This is a genomic window from Bacillus sp. 5w2, from assembly GCF_054353775.1.
This window is the reverse complement of the sequence record NZ_JBTIWT010000009.1, coordinates 56,927-74,837: the sequence shown is the minus strand read 5'-3', so window position 1 is coordinate 74,837 and position 17,911 is coordinate 56,927. Positions and strand designations below refer to the sequence as shown.

At 32.5% G+C, this 17,911-nt stretch carries 11 protein-coding genes and 1 pseudogene; 3 read left to right on the top strand and 9 right to left on the bottom strand.

Features of this window, described 5'->3' with window-relative positions; genetic code table 11:
- Positions 1-1,026: 1,026 nt before the first annotated feature.
- The 7 genes from ACXY7N_RS16535 to ACXY7N_RS16505 all read right to left on the bottom strand — a co-directional run bounded on the left by ACXY7N_RS16535 (position 1,027) and on the right by ACXY7N_RS16505 (position 10,963).
- Positions 1,027-2,193: a hypothetical protein gene (locus ACXY7N_RS16535; protein ID WP_016135646.1), complete on the bottom strand. Its 1,167-nt coding sequence runs from the start codon at positions 2,191-2,193 to the stop codon at positions 1,027-1,029.
- 203 nt (positions 2,194-2,396) lie between these two features.
- Positions 2,397-4,925: a transglycosylase domain-containing protein gene (locus tag ACXY7N_RS16530; protein WP_488592485.1), complete on the bottom strand. Its 2,529-nt coding sequence runs from the start codon at positions 4,923-4,925 to the stop codon at positions 2,397-2,399.
- A 713-nt stretch (positions 4,926-5,638) separates the two neighbouring features.
- On the bottom strand, positions 5,639-6,382 hold the full coding sequence (locus tag ACXY7N_RS16525) for a lipoprotein BA_5634 family protein (protein WP_488592484.1): 744 nt from the start codon (positions 6,380-6,382) through the stop codon (positions 5,639-5,641).
- Between the two features lie 32 nt (positions 6,383-6,414).
- On the bottom strand, positions 6,415-8,385 hold the full coding sequence (locus tag ACXY7N_RS16520; protein ID WP_016135650.1) for an FtsX-like permease family protein: 1,971 nt from the start codon (positions 8,383-8,385) through the stop codon (positions 6,415-6,417).
- On the bottom strand, positions 8,360-9,130 hold the full coding sequence (locus ACXY7N_RS16515; RefSeq protein ID WP_016135651.1) for an ABC transporter ATP-binding protein: 771 nt from the start codon (positions 9,128-9,130) through the stop codon (positions 8,360-8,362). Before ACXY7N_RS16515 ends, ACXY7N_RS16520 begins: the two co-directional genes overlap by 26 nt.
- 142 nt (positions 9,131-9,272) lie before the next feature.
- On the bottom strand, positions 9,273-10,259 hold the full coding sequence (locus tag ACXY7N_RS16510; protein ID WP_488592483.1) for a sensor histidine kinase: 987 nt from the start codon (positions 10,257-10,259) through the stop codon (positions 9,273-9,275).
- Positions 10,259-10,963 carry a response regulator transcription factor gene (locus ACXY7N_RS16505; RefSeq protein WP_016089733.1) on the bottom strand — a complete coding sequence of 235 codons (705 nt, stop codon included), beginning with the start codon at positions 10,961-10,963 and terminating at the stop codon, positions 10,259-10,261. Before ACXY7N_RS16505 ends, ACXY7N_RS16510 begins: the two co-directional genes overlap by 1 nt.
- A 352-nt stretch (positions 10,964-11,315) precedes the next feature.
- Here ACXY7N_RS16505 and ACXY7N_RS16500 point away from each other — a divergent pair, with 352 nt between their 5' ends.
- The 3 genes and pseudogenes from ACXY7N_RS16500 to ACXY7N_RS16490 all read left to right on the top strand — a co-directional run bounded on the left by ACXY7N_RS16500 (position 11,316) and on the right by ACXY7N_RS16490 (position 14,815).
- Positions 11,316-11,999: a CPBP family glutamic-type intramembrane protease gene (locus ACXY7N_RS16500; protein ID WP_488592482.1), complete on the top strand. Its 684-nt coding sequence runs from the start codon at positions 11,316-11,318 to the stop codon at positions 11,997-11,999.
- Positions 12,000-12,181: 182 nt separating this feature from the next.
- Positions 12,182-13,106, top strand: a pseudogene (locus ACXY7N_RS16495) (CPBP family intramembrane glutamic endopeptidase).
- Between the two features lie 332 nt (positions 13,107-13,438).
- Positions 13,439-14,815, top strand: a complete 1,377-nt coding sequence (locus tag ACXY7N_RS16490) for an erythromycin esterase family protein (RefSeq protein WP_016089736.1) — start codon at positions 13,439-13,441, stop codon at positions 14,813-14,815.
- 60 nt (positions 14,816-14,875) lie between these two features.
- On the opposite strand, the gene ACXY7N_RS16485 is transcribed toward ACXY7N_RS16490, so the two are convergent.
- Positions 14,876-16,819, bottom strand: a complete 1,944-nt coding sequence (locus ACXY7N_RS16485; protein ID WP_488592481.1) for an ABC transporter permease — start codon at positions 16,817-16,819, stop codon at positions 14,876-14,878.
- Positions 16,794-17,564 carry an ABC transporter ATP-binding protein gene (locus ACXY7N_RS16480; RefSeq protein ID WP_488592480.1) on the bottom strand — a complete coding sequence of 257 codons (771 nt, stop codon included), beginning with the start codon at positions 17,562-17,564 and terminating at the stop codon, positions 16,794-16,796. Before ACXY7N_RS16480 ends, ACXY7N_RS16485 begins: the two co-directional genes overlap by 26 nt.
- Between the last annotated feature and the right edge of the window lie 347 nt (positions 17,565-17,911).

Genomic DNA, 17,911 nt, shown 5'->3' with positions numbered 1-17,911 from the left:
CTGTTATTTTTTTTAATTCATTTGATTGGGCAATTCCTTTATAAAGAGGATTGCCTATTTTTTTACAAACCGATTACATATTTTTCCTGTTGAATTTAAGTGATTGAACCCGAAATCAAATATGGGATGCTACATATACAAAATACGATAATTCTTTGGATGGTATAAGCTAAAAAGGACGGGATACTTTAACATCACGTCTCATAACTACTACTTATGTATGTATTATCCTTTTTCAAACCCACGCTTGAGCTTCCTACGGCGAAGAGTGGGTCTACTGTTCTTTTTTGCAGTTTCTTTCTTAGCACCTATGTTGAAAGCTAACACAAATTACTCGTATAATCTCTTTTAAAAGTTTATATAATAACCTCACCTTCACAAGATATACAGTCACCATTAAACACTTTAGTTTACTATAACATGAATATGTACACTTGAAGATTTATAGGTTTATAAATTTAATATGGAAAAAAAACAAATTTTTTTTAGAAATTCACAATATACATTTATCAATTTTTACAAGCGTTAAATATATATCATTTTAATAGATTAATATAAAATAAAGGGGAATCTTTTATGTCAAAACCAAAATTAAAAAGGTATTTTGGGGCGCTAAGTTTAACATCCGCATTACTTATTTCTGCAGTGCCAGCAAGTGCTGGTTCAGGATAATAAGTGTTAGAGACAAATACCCTAATGCATATGAATTTGATTATAATAGTGCAAAAGGGACAGTTGAAATTTTTTACAGGGATAAAAAAGGTAATACTAAAACAAAGATAGAGAAATGTTATATGAATAACCACACGTGTTATGTACCAGATAAATGATAAATGAAAGTAATAAAAACACTCAATACGAGTGTTTTTATTACTTTTCTTATAGACAATTAGAATATTACTTTAAAGATATTGGATGTACTAACAATTCTCTTTTAGATTAACTCTTTCTTCTAATTTAAAATGGTAGATCATCATTATGTTACTATAATTTTAATATATATACTTTTTTCAAGTTATCTTTTCTTTACTCGTTATTTATTTTCATCAGTTTTTCTCCTTGTTCTAAAAGTGCATCATAGTCATTTTTTTCTTTAATTTCGTTAATTTTATTTTCAATTGTGGGCGTATTATTTATATTAAAATACGTATTTAATACTTCATAAGGTGTCTTTCCTTGTTTGGTTGCACTATCTTCAATAGCTTCTTTCCATGGAATATTTGCTCTGTCCATGCTTAATTCAAGAGCTGAACCAGTCTCATATCTCATATTCCGCTCTAAAAACCTTGGAGATTCTGCCTGTCCATTAGCAATGAAGTTGAACGCCTCCATAAAAGTAACATGATATGGCTTTTCCTTCTTTGCAAGTACCATAAGTTTCCCACCAGTTAACTTACTATAACGATACTCTAAGTATCGTGCTGAACCTTCTATTGCTTCAGTTTTTGTTTCTCCAATCAATTGTGGCCATTTTTTATAGCGATAATTACGTACAATTGTCCAATCATATAATGCTTGATTAATATTTTCTGGGTTCGTATCAACCATTGCTTTATCTAATAACTTAAATTCTAATCCCATTAATGCATAATTTTCTTTATTTATAGGATATTCGTGAATATACTCTCCACCATTTGAATCATATGTCCAATCTTTTTGTTTATAAGCATGAAAAGCCTCATGTAATAAGAAAGACGAAAAATCAAAATATAAATCTGGATTAACAAACATTTTAGGATAATATTTAAAATAAAATACATCCATATCGTTAATATTTATTGTCCCAAAGTTCCAAGGCATCCAGGTAGAAACAGTTCTAAAATCAAAACGAGTTAAGCGATAGACTTTAGGTAGATGCAAAGAATTTGGGACTTTTATTTCTTTTGCCAAAATACTATTTTCTACTCCTTTTACATTAACTGCATAAGCTTCTTGTCTAAAGAATCCCCCATCTTTATTACTATGTATCAGTACTAATGGCTTTTTTTCGAAATGATAATCTTTATTCCAAAGTTTATCATTCGATTCTTCGAAACTCTTATAAATAGTAGATAGTTCTTTTAACATGTTTTGATCCGTTTCATTTAAAGACTTAAACTCTGTATGATATGTTTTATTTAAAATTATGCTTCCCAACATAATTCCTATAAATATCACCAATAAGATTAGAATTACTCTTAAAAACTTTTTCATCAGACACTCCTTTTCTATAATAATAATTCTTATTTTAAATAAGGTTTACAAATTTGGAATCACTATACAAAGAGGCTTTGCCTTTTCAACGTACAATGAACTTCGGCAATTACTAGCTACTTCCTGAACATTGTTCTTCATTTACCAACCTGTTTATGCTTTTTTTAAAATTTGCAACATAATTAAAAATTTCTTCCTATTACTTATAGTCCATTATTAACTGGTGCCTCTTTTGTATTCCCATCTTTATTTGGTGGCGTTGTATTTCCTTGGTCACTTTCATTGGTTGATGGCGTTGTATTTCCACGGTCACTTCCATCGGTTGGTGGCGTTGTATTTCCACGGTCACTTCCATTGGTTGATGGCGTTGTATTTCCACGGTCACTTCCATTAGTTGATGGCGTTGTATTTCCACGGTCACTTCCATTGGTTGGTGGCGTTGTATTTCCACGGTCACTTCCATTGGTTGGTGGCGCTGTATTTCCACGGTCACTTCCATTGGTTGGTGGCGCTGTATTTCCACGGTCACTTCCATTGGTTGGTGGCGCTGTATTTCCACGGTCACTTCCATTGGTTGGTGGCGCTATATTTCCACGGTCACTTCCATTGGTTAGCTCACTTTGCTTTTGCTCTTCTGGTTTCTTTAATTTTTCTTGTTTCTTTTGCTTTTCATTTTGCTTATTTTCACTAGGCTGTTCAGTCGTATTTGCTATTTTTGTATTTGGAGAAGAATCACGCTTCTCACCTTTAATACGTAATTCGCTACCCTCTTGAACTACACTGTTCGGCATTTTAAATTGCGACTTATCTGTAGCAAACTTACTCATCATCTCTTTAAAAATCAATTGAGCTATTTTCGTATTTTTACTACTAATATAATCATTTTTATTATCCTTTGTATATCCGGTCCATACTGCCATCGTATATTGTGGTGTATAACCAGCAAACCAACTATCACGAGTTGCGCTTTCTGGTAGATTATATTGTGCTATTTGTTCTAAAGAATAGTTTGTTGTACCTGTTTTACCCGCTATATCTAAAGAACCTATATTGGCTGTTGTACCCAAACCAGATGAAACAAAAGTACGAAGCATATCAGTAATCATATATGCTGTGGAATCCTTCATAACTCGTTTTGTTTTTTGCTCAAAGTTTTTTGATTTTCCATCTGGATAAACGACTTTCTTAACAAAATACGGCTTCGTATACTTACCACCATTACCAAATGCCGCATAAGCACCTGCAATTTCAGTTGGAGACGCTTCATTTGTACCAATCGCTGTTGATTCGGTCGGTGCTACATTAAAAGTAATACCTAGATTTTCAGAGAAACCTTTTGATTTATTAATTCCTACTTCTTTTGCAGTTTTTATTGCCGGAATATTTCGGGACGTCTTCAATGCATCACGCATTGTAATTGGTCCTAAATGCTTTCTATCTGCATTTCTAACTTCTTGTCCTGTTGAATACTTAAATGGAGAGTCATCAATTTGATGGTAAGTAGCCCATTTTAAATATTCAATTGCAGGAGCGTAATCAAAAATTGGTTTCATCGTTGAACCTGCTGAGCGATTTAATTCAATCGCAATATTATGTCCTTTAAACACAGCTTTATTTTCACCACGTCCGCTACCAATTGCACGAACTTCTCCTGTTTTCGTATCCATAAATGTGAAAGCCCCTTGAAATTTCTCATTTGGATAATTAATAATATCTTCATTTAAAAGCATGTCCGCAAAATCCTGTGCCTTTTGGTCTAATGTTGTATAAATTTCTAAACCATCAGATCCAATATTAGCTTCTGGCAACTCTTTTTCAATTTCTTTCACAACGGCATCCATAAACGCAGGATATGGCATTTCTTTTTGTTCAGTTGCTCCCTTAAGTCCTTCTGTTACTGGAACTTTTGATGCTTCATCCATTTCTTTTTTTGTAATATAACCATGTCGATTCATTAATTCAAGAACAACATCTCTTCTTTCTGTTGCCTTTTGAATATTTTGTTCTTTCGTTGGATCATAGTTATTAGGCGCTTTCATTAAACCGGCAAGCATCGCAACTTCTGGTAGGGTTAAATCTTTTAATTCCTTACCATAATAGTTTTGTACTGCTGCTGCGATTCCGTATGAACGGTTGCCTAAGTAAACCTTATTTAAATACATCTCTAAAATTTCATGTTTTGAATACTGTTTTTCCAGCTTATACGCTAAATATATTTCTTGCGCCTTTCTCTTTGACGTTTTTTCCATCGATAAGAAGTAATTTTTAATAACTTGCTGCGTAATCGTACTTCCACCTTGAGAGCCGTAATCACCTTTTAGGCTGACTAAAACTGCACGTGCAGTACCTTTAAAGTCTACGCCACTGTGCTCGTAAAAACGTGCATCTTCTGTCGCTAAAAACGCATTTTCTACTAATTTAGGAATTTGATCATACATAATATTCGTTCGTTTCTCTTTCCCATATTCATATATCAATTTCCCATCTTTATCATAAATTTTTGAGGATAACGGATTAACAAGTTTTGCTTTCTCAAGGTTTGGTGCGTCCTTGATCATAACGAAAAAAGTAGCAACCCCTGCGACTAACCCCACAATACCTAGTAATAAACAACTAATTAAAAATTTACGAAAAAATGAGGTTTTCCCCTTTGGTTTTTGTTTTTTAGAAGCTGACTGTTTTTTCTTTTTAACTTGCCGTCGTTCCTCTCTAGAACGATGATTTTCTAACATGCTATATTCTCCTGCCTTTCAATTCTCCTGTTGATTTACTTAAAATTAGAGAGGGCACCTTCAGAAATATACTTATATTTAAAAAGTATGCTAACCAGAAACAGTGAATCTTTTCCTAATATATAGATTATAAAACTTAGATTAACTCTTAATCTGTCTATTTCCTCTCTATTCTTTCTAATAATGCTGCTCCGTAAAGTAAGAATATTGTTTGCTGTACTTCATCTTTTTGTTATATAACCAAAATTTAAATATTACATCATTTAATAACCAGTCTAAAACAATGGTTCATGTTAACATAATCAGCATGAAAAGAATCGACTACTAATTTTATCCCCTAGTTTGTATGGATACAGGGAATCAGAAAGCAAAGGTAAAATTAATGCCCTCACTTGAGAGCATCTTAGGATTACATTGAATAGACAATTTAAGTAATAAATTTGTTCCACTTTAAGATGAGAAAGAAATTTGAGTTTGTATAGTAACGGAGCAGAAACGTTACTAGGGATACAGCAACGAAAATGGAATTTCATAGAAAATCCAATCTTAGCGTGACGGGTATGGATTACCATCAACATTCTGGAACATTACCCCACTAAGCAAAAAATCTCACTTTTCATCTTTTTCAGATAAGAAGTGAGATTTTTCATTTTTGTGTATTTCTTTTGCTTAACTTGATTGTGACAGAGTTCTACCCAAATAGACGTAATCGTTTACTTTTCTTTAATATTCAAAAAATTGACAGATCTCCCGTCCTCAGTACCTAAAGCCGTTTTTACTTTATCTAATTCCTTACTTAATTCTGGTGCTTTCCCTTGATTGACTAAATTAAAATTCCCAAAAGATTTATTAAAAGATAGAATCTGTCTAGTCTTTTCTTTCCCATTTATTTCTTTAAATAATTTATCATCTACTATTAATAGGATTACATTGGATCCACCACGATATGGCGCTAGCCATACATCACCTGCGTATTGTGTACTCATTTTTTTCGCATCATATGTTATTTCTTTTAAGTCCTTATATTCTTTATTTGCAAATAAGATAGTTTCACCTTTTTTTGATTTTGGTAATGAATCCACAGGATCTGAAGAAATGTCCCCCTGATTATTATCTCTTTCAAGTATAAGCCCCTTTTTGACCATTTTTTCAGCAGTTGTTCTACTAATAAATAGTAAATTACTAGGAGTATCCGCCCCAGCATCCCCAAACTGTGTTGGGAGCTTTATGTTTAGTTTGTTATTATCAATGCTACCCTCTTTTATTTTGAATTGGTCTTGTGATATGGTTATATCTTTGTATAGGCCTATAATAGAATTTCTTGTTTGTTCATTTAACTGCTCTACCTCTATTGAAAGCCCATTTGCTGGAGAATTTTTTGTACCAAATAATGAACATGCTCCTAACATGGCAATCGAAATACCAGATACTATTAATAATCCAAGTCTTTTTTTCAACCTATATTCTCCTTCTTTTAATTATATTTGAATTAAAAAATTGTTTTATACATTTTTTTCAAGTATTGAGCACGAACAACGTAAAAGTATATAATTTGCAAAACTAAGAAACTAATTAATACCATAATTGAACTACCCAAGACTGAAAAATCGGCTAATTCTTGTAAGGCCGTAAAAGCTACTGCACTATGTGTAATTGCTATTACAATGGGTAAAAAGAATAGTAATGCAAGTTGACGTGACACAATTTTCTTTAATTCAGGTTTACTTAAACCAACTTTTGCTATCATTTTATATTGCTGCTGATTTCGTTCTAAGTCTGTGTATAATCGGAAATATAAAAAGCTTGCAGCAAACGTAAAGAAAACAATACCTATTAATACACTCATGATAGATGCAAGTCCAAAACCTTGCTTCATAGCTATCCATGTAAAAATTAAAGTCGAAAATTGATATGATTCGTTGTATACCCTAGGGTCATTTATATCTTTATTCCCTTTCTGTAAGGAAGCCAAGATTTTTTCAGCAACTTTTTTTGTTTTCTCCCAATCTTTCACAACAAAACCATTGATAGTGAATTGACCGTATTGACTCTCTGGATCCACAATCATTTGATTATATACAGAATCCGGAATAATAATTGTCGTTATGTTTGTATCTTGTAGTTCTTTTGGCGTTAGTATTTTATTTACATGCATAGCTTTTCTTATATTTCCATGCAACAATTGAAAGTTATTTTGATTAGATTTTGTATTAGTAACTTTTCTTGATGGAATGACAAAACTATCATTTTCATCTTTTAAGCTTTCTCTTTCAAAACCAAATGCCTCAGCTAACTTATTATAATCACTTATTTTTATAACACTTAATAAAACATTACTGTTATAAATGGTATCTGAAATTTGTTTGATTGAATAAGTCACCCGTTTGAAATTAAACCCGCCATCATTGAGTTCACTTTCAATCCTTTTTATATGTTCTTTTTCTAAATTGTTATTATTATAAGACCGATAAGAAAATGCAAAAGGGCTATCCGATTCAGCCATGGATGAGTTACCTAACCCCATACAAGTCCCCACTGCAGTGAAGGCAACAGCAGAAATAATAGTTACCATAAAAAACATTTTTGCATTATCTTTTAATTGATACACTAAATCTGAGATGATGAGTATGTTTGTTTTCTTAAAGAAAATATTTTCCCTTTTCTTTAATACACGTAACACATACACACTGAGTTGTGTAAATAAGAAGTACGTTCCAAGTACAACAAAGCTCACCCCTGTCGCCATCATGAATAATACATATTTCACATCCTTGTAATGAATTGCGTTAACACTATGGAAAACAGCTGTATATCCTAATCCAATACAAATTAGTGCGAACAAAGATAGCCAAAGGGATGCTTTTGGTTCAGGCTTTGGCTTTTCTTCTGCTTTTATTAATTCTACTAATTGCTCTACATTTACTAGTCGAGAAGTAAAAAGTGAAATAAATAAAAATAGTAATAAGAATGCTCCAAATGTTATCCCAATTGCTTTAAATGGCATGTAAAATGGGAGTCCTTTATCAATCATTAACAGATTGTTGCTCATAATTAAGATAAACTTAGAGAACGCCATTCCAATTGTAATTCCTGTTAAAATAGAAGCCGTACCAATTATTATATTTTCAATAAATACTAATTTATTCAACTGTGAACGCGACATCCCATGTAGCATTAGAATTCCAAAATCTTTTTTTCTTGTTTTTAAAAATGCACTTACAGAATATAAGATAAAGAAGAATGAGAAGAAAAATATTAACCCCTGCGATATCTGTAATCCTGACTTTGCAAATGTATTGATTGTTATACTGGCAGCAAGATCCCCTTGTAAATTAGGATGAAATGCAAGTAATGCATAAGTAAAGAAAATCATAATAGCAAACGTACTACTTAAAAAATGAGCCAAATATGTTCGTTTACTTCGAATGACGTTATTAAATGCGAACTGTCGAAAAGTCATTTGCATTTCCTCCTAATAATGCTAAAACCTCTAGAATTTTTTGATAAAATACTTTGCGATTATCTCCATAATAAATCTCATTGTATAACTGTCCATCTTTGATAAACACAATCCGATCACAATAACTTGCAGCCATTGCATCATGTGTCACTAACATCATCGTTGTGCTATTTTCTTTATTAAGCTTTGTCAATAATTCCATCACATCACTAGCAGATTTTGAATCCAGATTTCCTGTAGGCTCATCCGCAAGTAATAATTTCGGATTATGAATTGTAGCTCGTGCGATAGCTGTTCTTTGTGCTTGCCCACCAGAGATTTCATACGTACGTTTATCTAATATTTCAGTTATCCCTAGTTTTTCAGCAATAGCTTCCACTTTACCTTCCATTTCTCTAGGGCTTACACCATCAAGCGTAAGTGGAAGAACAATATTTTCTTTCACTGTCAATGTATTAAGGAGATTAAATGATTGAAAAACAAACCCTAATTCACGTCTTCGAAATAAAGACAACTGATCTGGAGATAACAGATATGGATTTTCTCCATGAATTAATACTTCTCCTGATGTTGGAGCATCTATAGTAGAGACCATATTTAATAGCGTTGTTTTACCACTCCCAGATGGTCCCATAATTCCTACAAATTCACCTTTGTTTATTTTTAAATCAATATGGGATAATGCTGTATAAGAAATTTTCCCAGAATAAACTTTCCCTAAATCTGAAACATGTAGTATCTCCACAAGTATTTCACCTTCCATTTCTCTTTTCGATACATGAAGTGTAACTTATATATATTATGTCTCATATCGATTTCCCTAACATTTATCTAACAAGTTTGTAAGATTCAAAAGAAAAACCGATGAAAGGTATACCTTTCATCGGTTAACGAGATGCATACGGGAATATGATTCTAATTTTTGTTCCCTTACCTACCTCAGATTCTAGCTCAATCTTATGATTTAATTTTTCACATACTTCTTTAACAAGATATAATCCCATTCCCGTAGACTCTTTAAATTTCCTACCATTTTCTCCAGTATAAAATGGATTGAAAACACGTGGTAAATCAGCAGTAGGAATACCAACCCCATAATCTTTTACTTCCAAAACAATTGCTCTTCCTTTTGAATACGCCGATACTATTACTTTCTCTTTCTTACTTGGTGAATATTTAATTGCATTCGACAGTACTTGATTGAGTATAAATCGAAACCATTTCTTATCTGTTTCTACAATAAGATTCGGATTCACTTTTACCTCTGGATACACATAACTACGTATAAACAAACGTTTATTCTCATGAATTACAGAATCAACCATTTCCAATAATTTTAATCTGTCTACATGAAAATCCTGTTCAAATGTTTCTAAACGTGCAACATATAAGACCATTTCTAATCCTTTTTTGATACTTTCAGTTTCTTCATTAATACTGTCAAATCGAGAGTCATCTGCATCTTGTGTAATTAACTCAATAACAGAAAGAGGTGTTTTCATTTGATGAACCCATTGATTCATAAAAGTCATTTGTTCTTGTTGTTTTCGTTCCCATTTTTTTAATTGGTTTTGATAATATTGATATTGAGTTTGTAGGACTCTATCTAAGGCAATTGATAATGGCGTCAAATTACTATCTTTTATTGACTCATTTAAACCTTCCATTGGTGTTGATAGACGTTTGTAGAATGAACGATGACTATAATAACGATATATTAGATAACCCATTAATAAAAAAACACCCAAAAATACAGAATATAATGCTGTCAATATATGTGGATAACCATCAAACCAATATATAAATAGGATGATAAGCAATTGGGCAAATGTATAACAAATGAGTGGAATATGTTCTTGTAAAAATAATTTCATTATTCCTTCCCTTCCTCCTCCCAAGTAACATGCAATCGATATCCAGCACCACGAACTGTCTCCAATGCGTTTTCAATACCTAAATCCTGCAATTTCCTTCTAATTCTACCTATATTTACACTCAATGTATTCTCATCAATGTATGAACTATCCCATAGTTGTTCTAAAATCACTTCACGTTTTACAAGGAGCGGAGACTTTGTTATCAATATTTCCAATAAATTTGTTTCTTTTCTAGTAAGTAAAATTGTCTTATCATCTAGTTGAAGTTCCATTCTTTCTGGGAACAGGAATAACCCTGATTGCTCAACTATTCGTTCTTTTACTTTAGGAGCATATTCACCATATGCTCTTCTAAGTTGACTACGGATTTTAGACATTACAACTTCATAATAAAAAGGTTTCGTAATGTAGTCATCACCACCATTTTCTAATGCCATCACTTGATCCATCTCTCCACTCCTTGCAGATAGAAATACAATTGGACAAGTAGAAATAGCTCGTATTTGACGACACCAATAATAACCGTCAAAATTAGGTAAATTTACATCTAATAGCACTACATCTGGTTTTATCTCTTGAAATATATCTAAGACATTTTCGAAGTCCTCTATAATAACACTTTGGTATCCATATTTTTTAATATGAGTTCCCAGTAATTCAGCGATTTTCATATCGTCTTCTACAATCATGATTGTATTCATAACGTACTCTCCTTTAATTTAAGTTCAATTTCTAAAGTTCATTTGTTATTTAAAATTTTATTTATGTAAAAAAGATGATATCTCACCTATCCCCTCAAATGCAATAAGTATCCATTGAACTACTCCCACTTTCACTTCATTTAGAAGTGACAGTGGGAGTAGTTCAATGTGTGTTCTTTTATCAACCATTATACTTCTTCATTACGATTTCAGCAGAATAACTGTAGAAGTTTCCTTTTTTAAAAATATGCAGAATTAAATATACGTTTCTGAAAATCCTTCTTTTATATTTCAATTTATTGATATAAAATTAATTTGGAAATTTCATCTAACAAATTAGGAGGAAAACATCATGAACGGCCTATATCCTAAACAACCTACAAGTATGTTTCGTGCAATCATTAGCATGATTGTCTTTTGCCTCGCTTACATAGGTTTAGTTTATACCACTCTTCCATTTCGGTTTGCTTTTTTAGCGATAGCTGGTGCAATTGCTTTATACTTGAACTATGGCTTTTACGGCATTCGGTCGGCTTTTAGTCCTCTACAAAAAAGGGCTACGAAAATCATTGTAATTGGACTCATATGGAATATCATACAGACAGGGTTAGTTGCATATTTAGTACAATTTGTTTTTCATTTTTCAGTTGCTGCAAATGGAAAAACTACTATTTTTGTAGATAATAGCCCACTCCAATTTATGTATCACCTGTTGCAAATTATATGCAGTTTGTTAGGAGAAGAATGTTTAATTTTAATTCCATCTATCCTGGGGATATACTTTTTGAAAAAACAAGGGGTAAGCGAAAAATGGTCGATGATTCTTATAACACTTGTTGGTGTATTTTTGTTTGGAATGGCGCATTACTCTACCTATGAGGGGAATTTAATTCAAATTCTTTTTGTAACTGGTCTAGGAAGATTGCCATTCAACTGGATTGCATTTAAAGCCAATTCTATATGGGCAAGCGTAATTGCTCATGTTTTTTATGATTTACCACTGCTCCTGGTTGCATTGTTAGTTGCACCTGTATAACGTTAATAAAGCTGTTTATTAACTAGATATATTTAAATGTAGACAAAGAAATGAATGAAACGGTTATAGAAATCCCTACTTTTCTTTGTAGCATATCGCCCCTTTCTTACATCAAAAAGGTTCATTTTGAGATCATGTAGAATTAGTACATATCGTAAGATTTTAAAATTGAAGAGGTAATTATACTGACGGATTTAACAAAATCAAAATATTCATCAACAGGTTTGAGAAGGTATTTGAAATCCTATCCGTTAACTTCATTTTTTTTAATGGCATATGTATTCTCGTGTGTTGTATTAATTCCATTTATCTTGTCACAATGGGGTATCTTCCCGAAAACAAAAGTGTTTAATCTTTTCTTTTATGCCAATGCATGTGTAGGTCCTATGCTAGCAGCGTGTATCATGTTCCGAACTCTTGAAGACAAAGAGTCATGGGAAAATTAGAAACAGCATTCTAACAACTAAGGTCGGTTTGAAGTGGTACTTGTTTACCCTCATCGTTATCCCCGCTGCAATTTTTCTGGGTGTAGTGATAGTAAATGGAGAAATACCTACTTTCGGTGACCTTAATTTTGAATTTTTTATAACCTATCTCTTCTCTTTTGTAGCAATTTTCTTTCTCGGTGGACCTTTACCGGAGGAAATCGGATGGCGTGGTTTCGCTCTGCCTCGATTACAATCGAAATTTGGACCGTTAAAAGCTACATTACTATTTAGTGTTTTGTGGACTTTTTGGCATCTTCCACATTTCTTAACGGCTGCACAAAGGGATGGCCCGGGTTCTGACCTTTCTCTCCTATATATTCATTTGCCAATTTTTATTTTACTATGTTTACCGATCTCAATCATTCTCACATGGGTCTATAACTTCCATCACGGTAATTTATTTATTGTCATGCTAGTTCATGCGAGTGTAAATACATTTAGCTTAGTACAAACTCATTCCACCAACCCTATTTTAAAGAATACGGATTTATTTGTAGTGATAGGATTGAGTATAGCTGCTTTGCTAATTCTTATTTGCACACGAGGCAACCTTGGATCTAAACAAACCGCTAATGAAGTAACGTTCAGTAACAATGAAAATATAAGTAAATTGAACTAAAAGCATAAAAATGAACTTTGCTATTCATTTTCTCATGCTAGATTCCACATAAGATCCTGAGATAATGGGACTGCTTTAGGAAAGTAAAACAATGTGAAGAGAATTGTTCACACAAGAGTAATGTAGTAAACGTACATGCAATATCTGTATTGAAATACAAGATGTGATATAGAAAGCAAGGGATTTTCAATACATTGAAGAACCCTTTTTTAATTTTCTAAATATTAAATTGTAAAAAATCCTTGTATGTATTATTATAAAAAATGGTATATTAGTAAATTTTATCATTTTCAATTTTCAGCTTGTAAACTATGATACTCGGAGGCGTTGTTGTGTGTAAAAAATGGAAACTTGGACTAATGAGTACTCTTCTTGCCTGTTCTACCTTTACATCTGTTGCATTTGCAGCCGAAAAAACAGTCAATCAACCCAAATGGGAGCAATGGATAAACGGACATGCAAAAATATTAAATGAACCAGCTTCCCAAACAACAGAGGATTTATCGTTTCTTAAAGAGGCCGTACAGGACAAGCGCATTGTTGTACTTGGCGAAAGTACGCATGGTGCAAAGGAAATGAATCAATCCAAAATTCGTATGATTAAGTACTTACATGAGGAAATGGGATATGATGTGCTTGCTTTTGAAACAGGGCTTGGGGAAGCAGCAGCTGTTCAGCAAAATTTTGATAATTTAACCGCTACGGAAGCGATGAAACAATCTTTATATGTTGTATGGCAAACAGAGGAAGTAGAACAATTATTTACCTATATGAAAGAACAAAAAGAAAAAGGAAAGCCACTCACATTAGCTGGTTTTGATATGAATTTATTTTATAAATCTTCATTCCACTCCTATGCAAATGAATGGTTGCAAAAATTTAGTCCTGAAGTGGCAAGTGAATTTAATGCAGCAGTGTCAGAGTTAATTGAACTGAATAAGTATTACGATCCAAAGAAAACATATCCCTATGATCAATTTAAAATGGAAATACAGCCTGTAATTAACAAGTTGGAAAAGGTTAGAACATTTATTCAGAATCATAAATCTGAATTGACCCAAGTCGCACCTCTCGCTTCCTATGATGTGAACTTTCTGGAGAAATCTATTAATATACGGATTGATGCGATTAAAACGCATTTAGATGCTGTAATGAAAGTTAAAGGTGGTATCTACTCACCTAAAATTGCAGACTACGCTACCTATATCCGAGATCAAAAAATGGCACAAAATTTCGCATGGCTCACCGAAATGCAGTATAAAAACAAAAAAATTATTGTGTGGGGGCATAATTATCATATTCGAAAACAAAATTCAAAAATGATATTAGACTTTACGAAGGTGCAGCAATACAATTATGTTGGCCCAAATATGATGGATTATCTTCCGCAACGTATCAAAGACCAAATGTACACGATTGGTGTATTTGCGTATAGTGGAAGCAGTTGGGATGATGGTAATGAAGATATTATTCCTGTACATAATGAACATGAAGAACAAAGCGTTGAAAAAATTATCAGCACGGTGGGAAGTCCCCATGTTTTTATTAACCTAAAGGGAGAAAGTTACCTACCAGAAACTTCATGGATGTTTACTCCTACTGCAGCAAGTTATTGGGGAATAAAAGATAAAGAAGAAATCATGATTCCGACAGAACAATATGATGGCATTCTCTGGTTAGAAAAGACGACGCCTTCTGTACTGAAGTAAATACAAAAGCATCCTTACAATATAAGGATGCTTTTGCTTATATTTTTATACATTCTTTTTCTATGAATACATTTTTGTATATATGCGTTTTAAATAGTGATTTCTAATAATAAGGAAGTAAATAATTTGCATACAAATAAAGCTTATTAATACAACAATTGAACTTTGAATAACGGACATTTCTTTACTTACTGTTTGTCCTAATTGATGAAACGTTAGAAATGCAAAACTGCTATGAACCATAGCCACTATAATCGGTAAGAAAAATAGTAGTATCATTTGTCTTGTCACGATTTGCTTTAACTCACTTTGACTCAATCCTAATTTTGAAATCATTTGATATTGCTCTTGATCACGTTCTAAATCAGTAAATAGACGGAAATATAAAAAGCTTAGCGTAAATACGAAAAATACAATACCCACCATTACACTTGAGATAGAAAGTAATCCGTTTTGTTGTTTCAATTCAAGCCATCTTAAATACAAAGATGAAAACATATAATAATCATCTTGATTCTTACCAATAATCTTCATAAGTGTAGTAGAAACTGCATTCGTTTCAGACCAATTTTCAACGATAAAACCATATATGGTGTAATCTCGGAGTACGTTTTCTTGTTGAGCATTTTGGACCTTATTATAAACAGCATCAGAGACAATAACAGGCTTTTCTATTAACGATAATTCTGGGATATAAATTGTTTTTTGCACAGAAAGTGGAACCTCTATTTGACCATGTATTATTTCAAAAGTTTTTATATCCTCCGCATTTTTCTCGTTCTTATTTAGTCGTACAGCAATGCTATCATTTTCATTTGTTAATTTCTCTATTTCATACCCTAATTGTTTTGCATATTCATTATACGTAGATAGATTAATTAACGCCAACCCGTTTAGTGTCCTTTTAAATTCTGTTGCAACAAGTTTATAAGAAAATCCATATTCTTTTAATTGCTTCTTTATCTCTTCAATATGGGCTTTTTCTTGTATATTCCCCTTATCCGATCGATACGTAAATGCATATGGGGTCTCATGTTTTGCTAGTTCTGGATTCCCAATTGCTGTACAAACTCCAATTGCGGTAAAAGAAACAGCAGATATAATTGTAACGATAAAGAATGTTCTCGCATTATCTTTCATTCGATACATCAATTCTGAAATAACAAGAAGATTGGTTCTTTTAAAGAATGTAGTTTCTCTATTTTTTAAAGTATATAACACATATACACACAATTGAGTAAAGAAAAAATAGGTTCCAAAAACAATTAATAAGACACCTACCCCTACAAGTAGTAATAATTGATCTAAATCCATGTAATTCACTGCAACGATACTGTGGTGAACACAGGAGTAACCTGCCCCAAATAAAATTAGTACCAACATGGATATCCAGACGGAAACTTTCGGCTCAGCTTTTGGTTTTTCCTCTGATTTTATGAGTTCTACAAGCTCATTTATTTTCATCATTTTCGATGTAAATAATGAAATAAGTAGAAATAGAACAAAAAAGGAGATAGCTGTTATTCCCATAGCCTTTAATGGAAAGTAAAATGCTAACCTATGCCCTACTCCCAATAAGGACCCAGTAACTAGTAAGAACAATTTAGAAAAAGCTATCCCAAGCCCAATTCCTACTAGTATAGAAGGAATTCCAATCAACATGTTTTCGAAAAAAATTAATTGATGAAGCTGCCGATGAGACATTCCATGTAACATTAATAATCCAAACTCTTTTTTTCTATTTTTTAAAAAGGCACTAACTGAATAGAAAATAAATAAGAATGAAAAGACAAAGATTAAGTAATACGATAGTTGAAATCCTATCTTCCCAAACGTACTCAATATGGTGCTTACATGAGTCAGCTCGCCTTGTAGGTTTGGATGAAAGACGAGTAAACCATAAGTGAAGAAAATCATTACCGCAAATGAGCTACTAAAAAAATGCCCAAGATATATTCGTTTATTCCGTATAACATTATTAAATGCGAGCTGTCGAAATGTCATTTTTATTACCTCCTAACCTAGAAAGACTGTCCACAATATTTTTATAAAATAGTGGGCGATCACCGTTGCAGCAAACTTCATTGTATAACTGTCCATCTTTAATAAATATAATGCGATAACAATAACTAGCAGCAACTGGATCGTGCGTTACTAACATCATTGTTGCCTTTTCTTCTTTATTTAATAGTGTTAATATCTCCATTACGTCTTGAGAAGCTTTAGAATCTAAATTTCCTGTCGGCTCATCGGCAAGAAGCAATTTAGGAGAGTGAATGAGTGCACGAGCAATCGCTGTTCGCTGCGCTTGACCTCCTGATATTTCATATGTTTGTTTATTTAAGATTTCGTTGATTCCTAATTTTTTCGAAATAGATTCTACTCGTTTATTTATTTTCTTCACATTCATGCCATCTAATACGAGCGGAAGAACCATATTCTCTTTTACTGTTAATGTATGCAATAGATTAAAGGATTGAAAAACGAATCCTAATTCCTGTCTGCGAAATAAAGCCAAATCATTGACCGAAAGTTGATACGGATTTTTACTATTAATGAATACACTACCTGATGTTGGTGAGTCAATAGTAGATATCATATTCAATAAAGTTGTTTTTCCACTACCCGACGGTCCCATAACCCCAACAAATTCCCCTTCTGTAATTGTTAAATTAATATTTGAAAGTGCTGTATGTGAAACATTTCCTGTGTATTCTTTACTAAGTTCTTTTACTTCTACTATTTTCATATGAGAAATTCCCTCCAATTTTATCTACTAAGAATGAGATTTGATAACTAATGCATGCCTACATTTTGACTTATTCAAAATACGATTAATGTACTACTCATTAATCATTTGTTTCAGCTTTTCTTATTTAAGCGTCATACTTGTTCGAATGTATTAAGCAGTAAAATAACTTGCTATCTTACCCCAGGATTTTTAAGCATGTTTCTGTTTTTCATTGTAGTAGTATGGTTGTTTTTCTCATATTGAATTATCTTTCATTTTTCTTACACGCTTGAAATGTTTCTGAAAACACAGTCTATAATCCAAAAAACATAATTTTTTGAGAAATAGCATTAAGGAATTTTTCA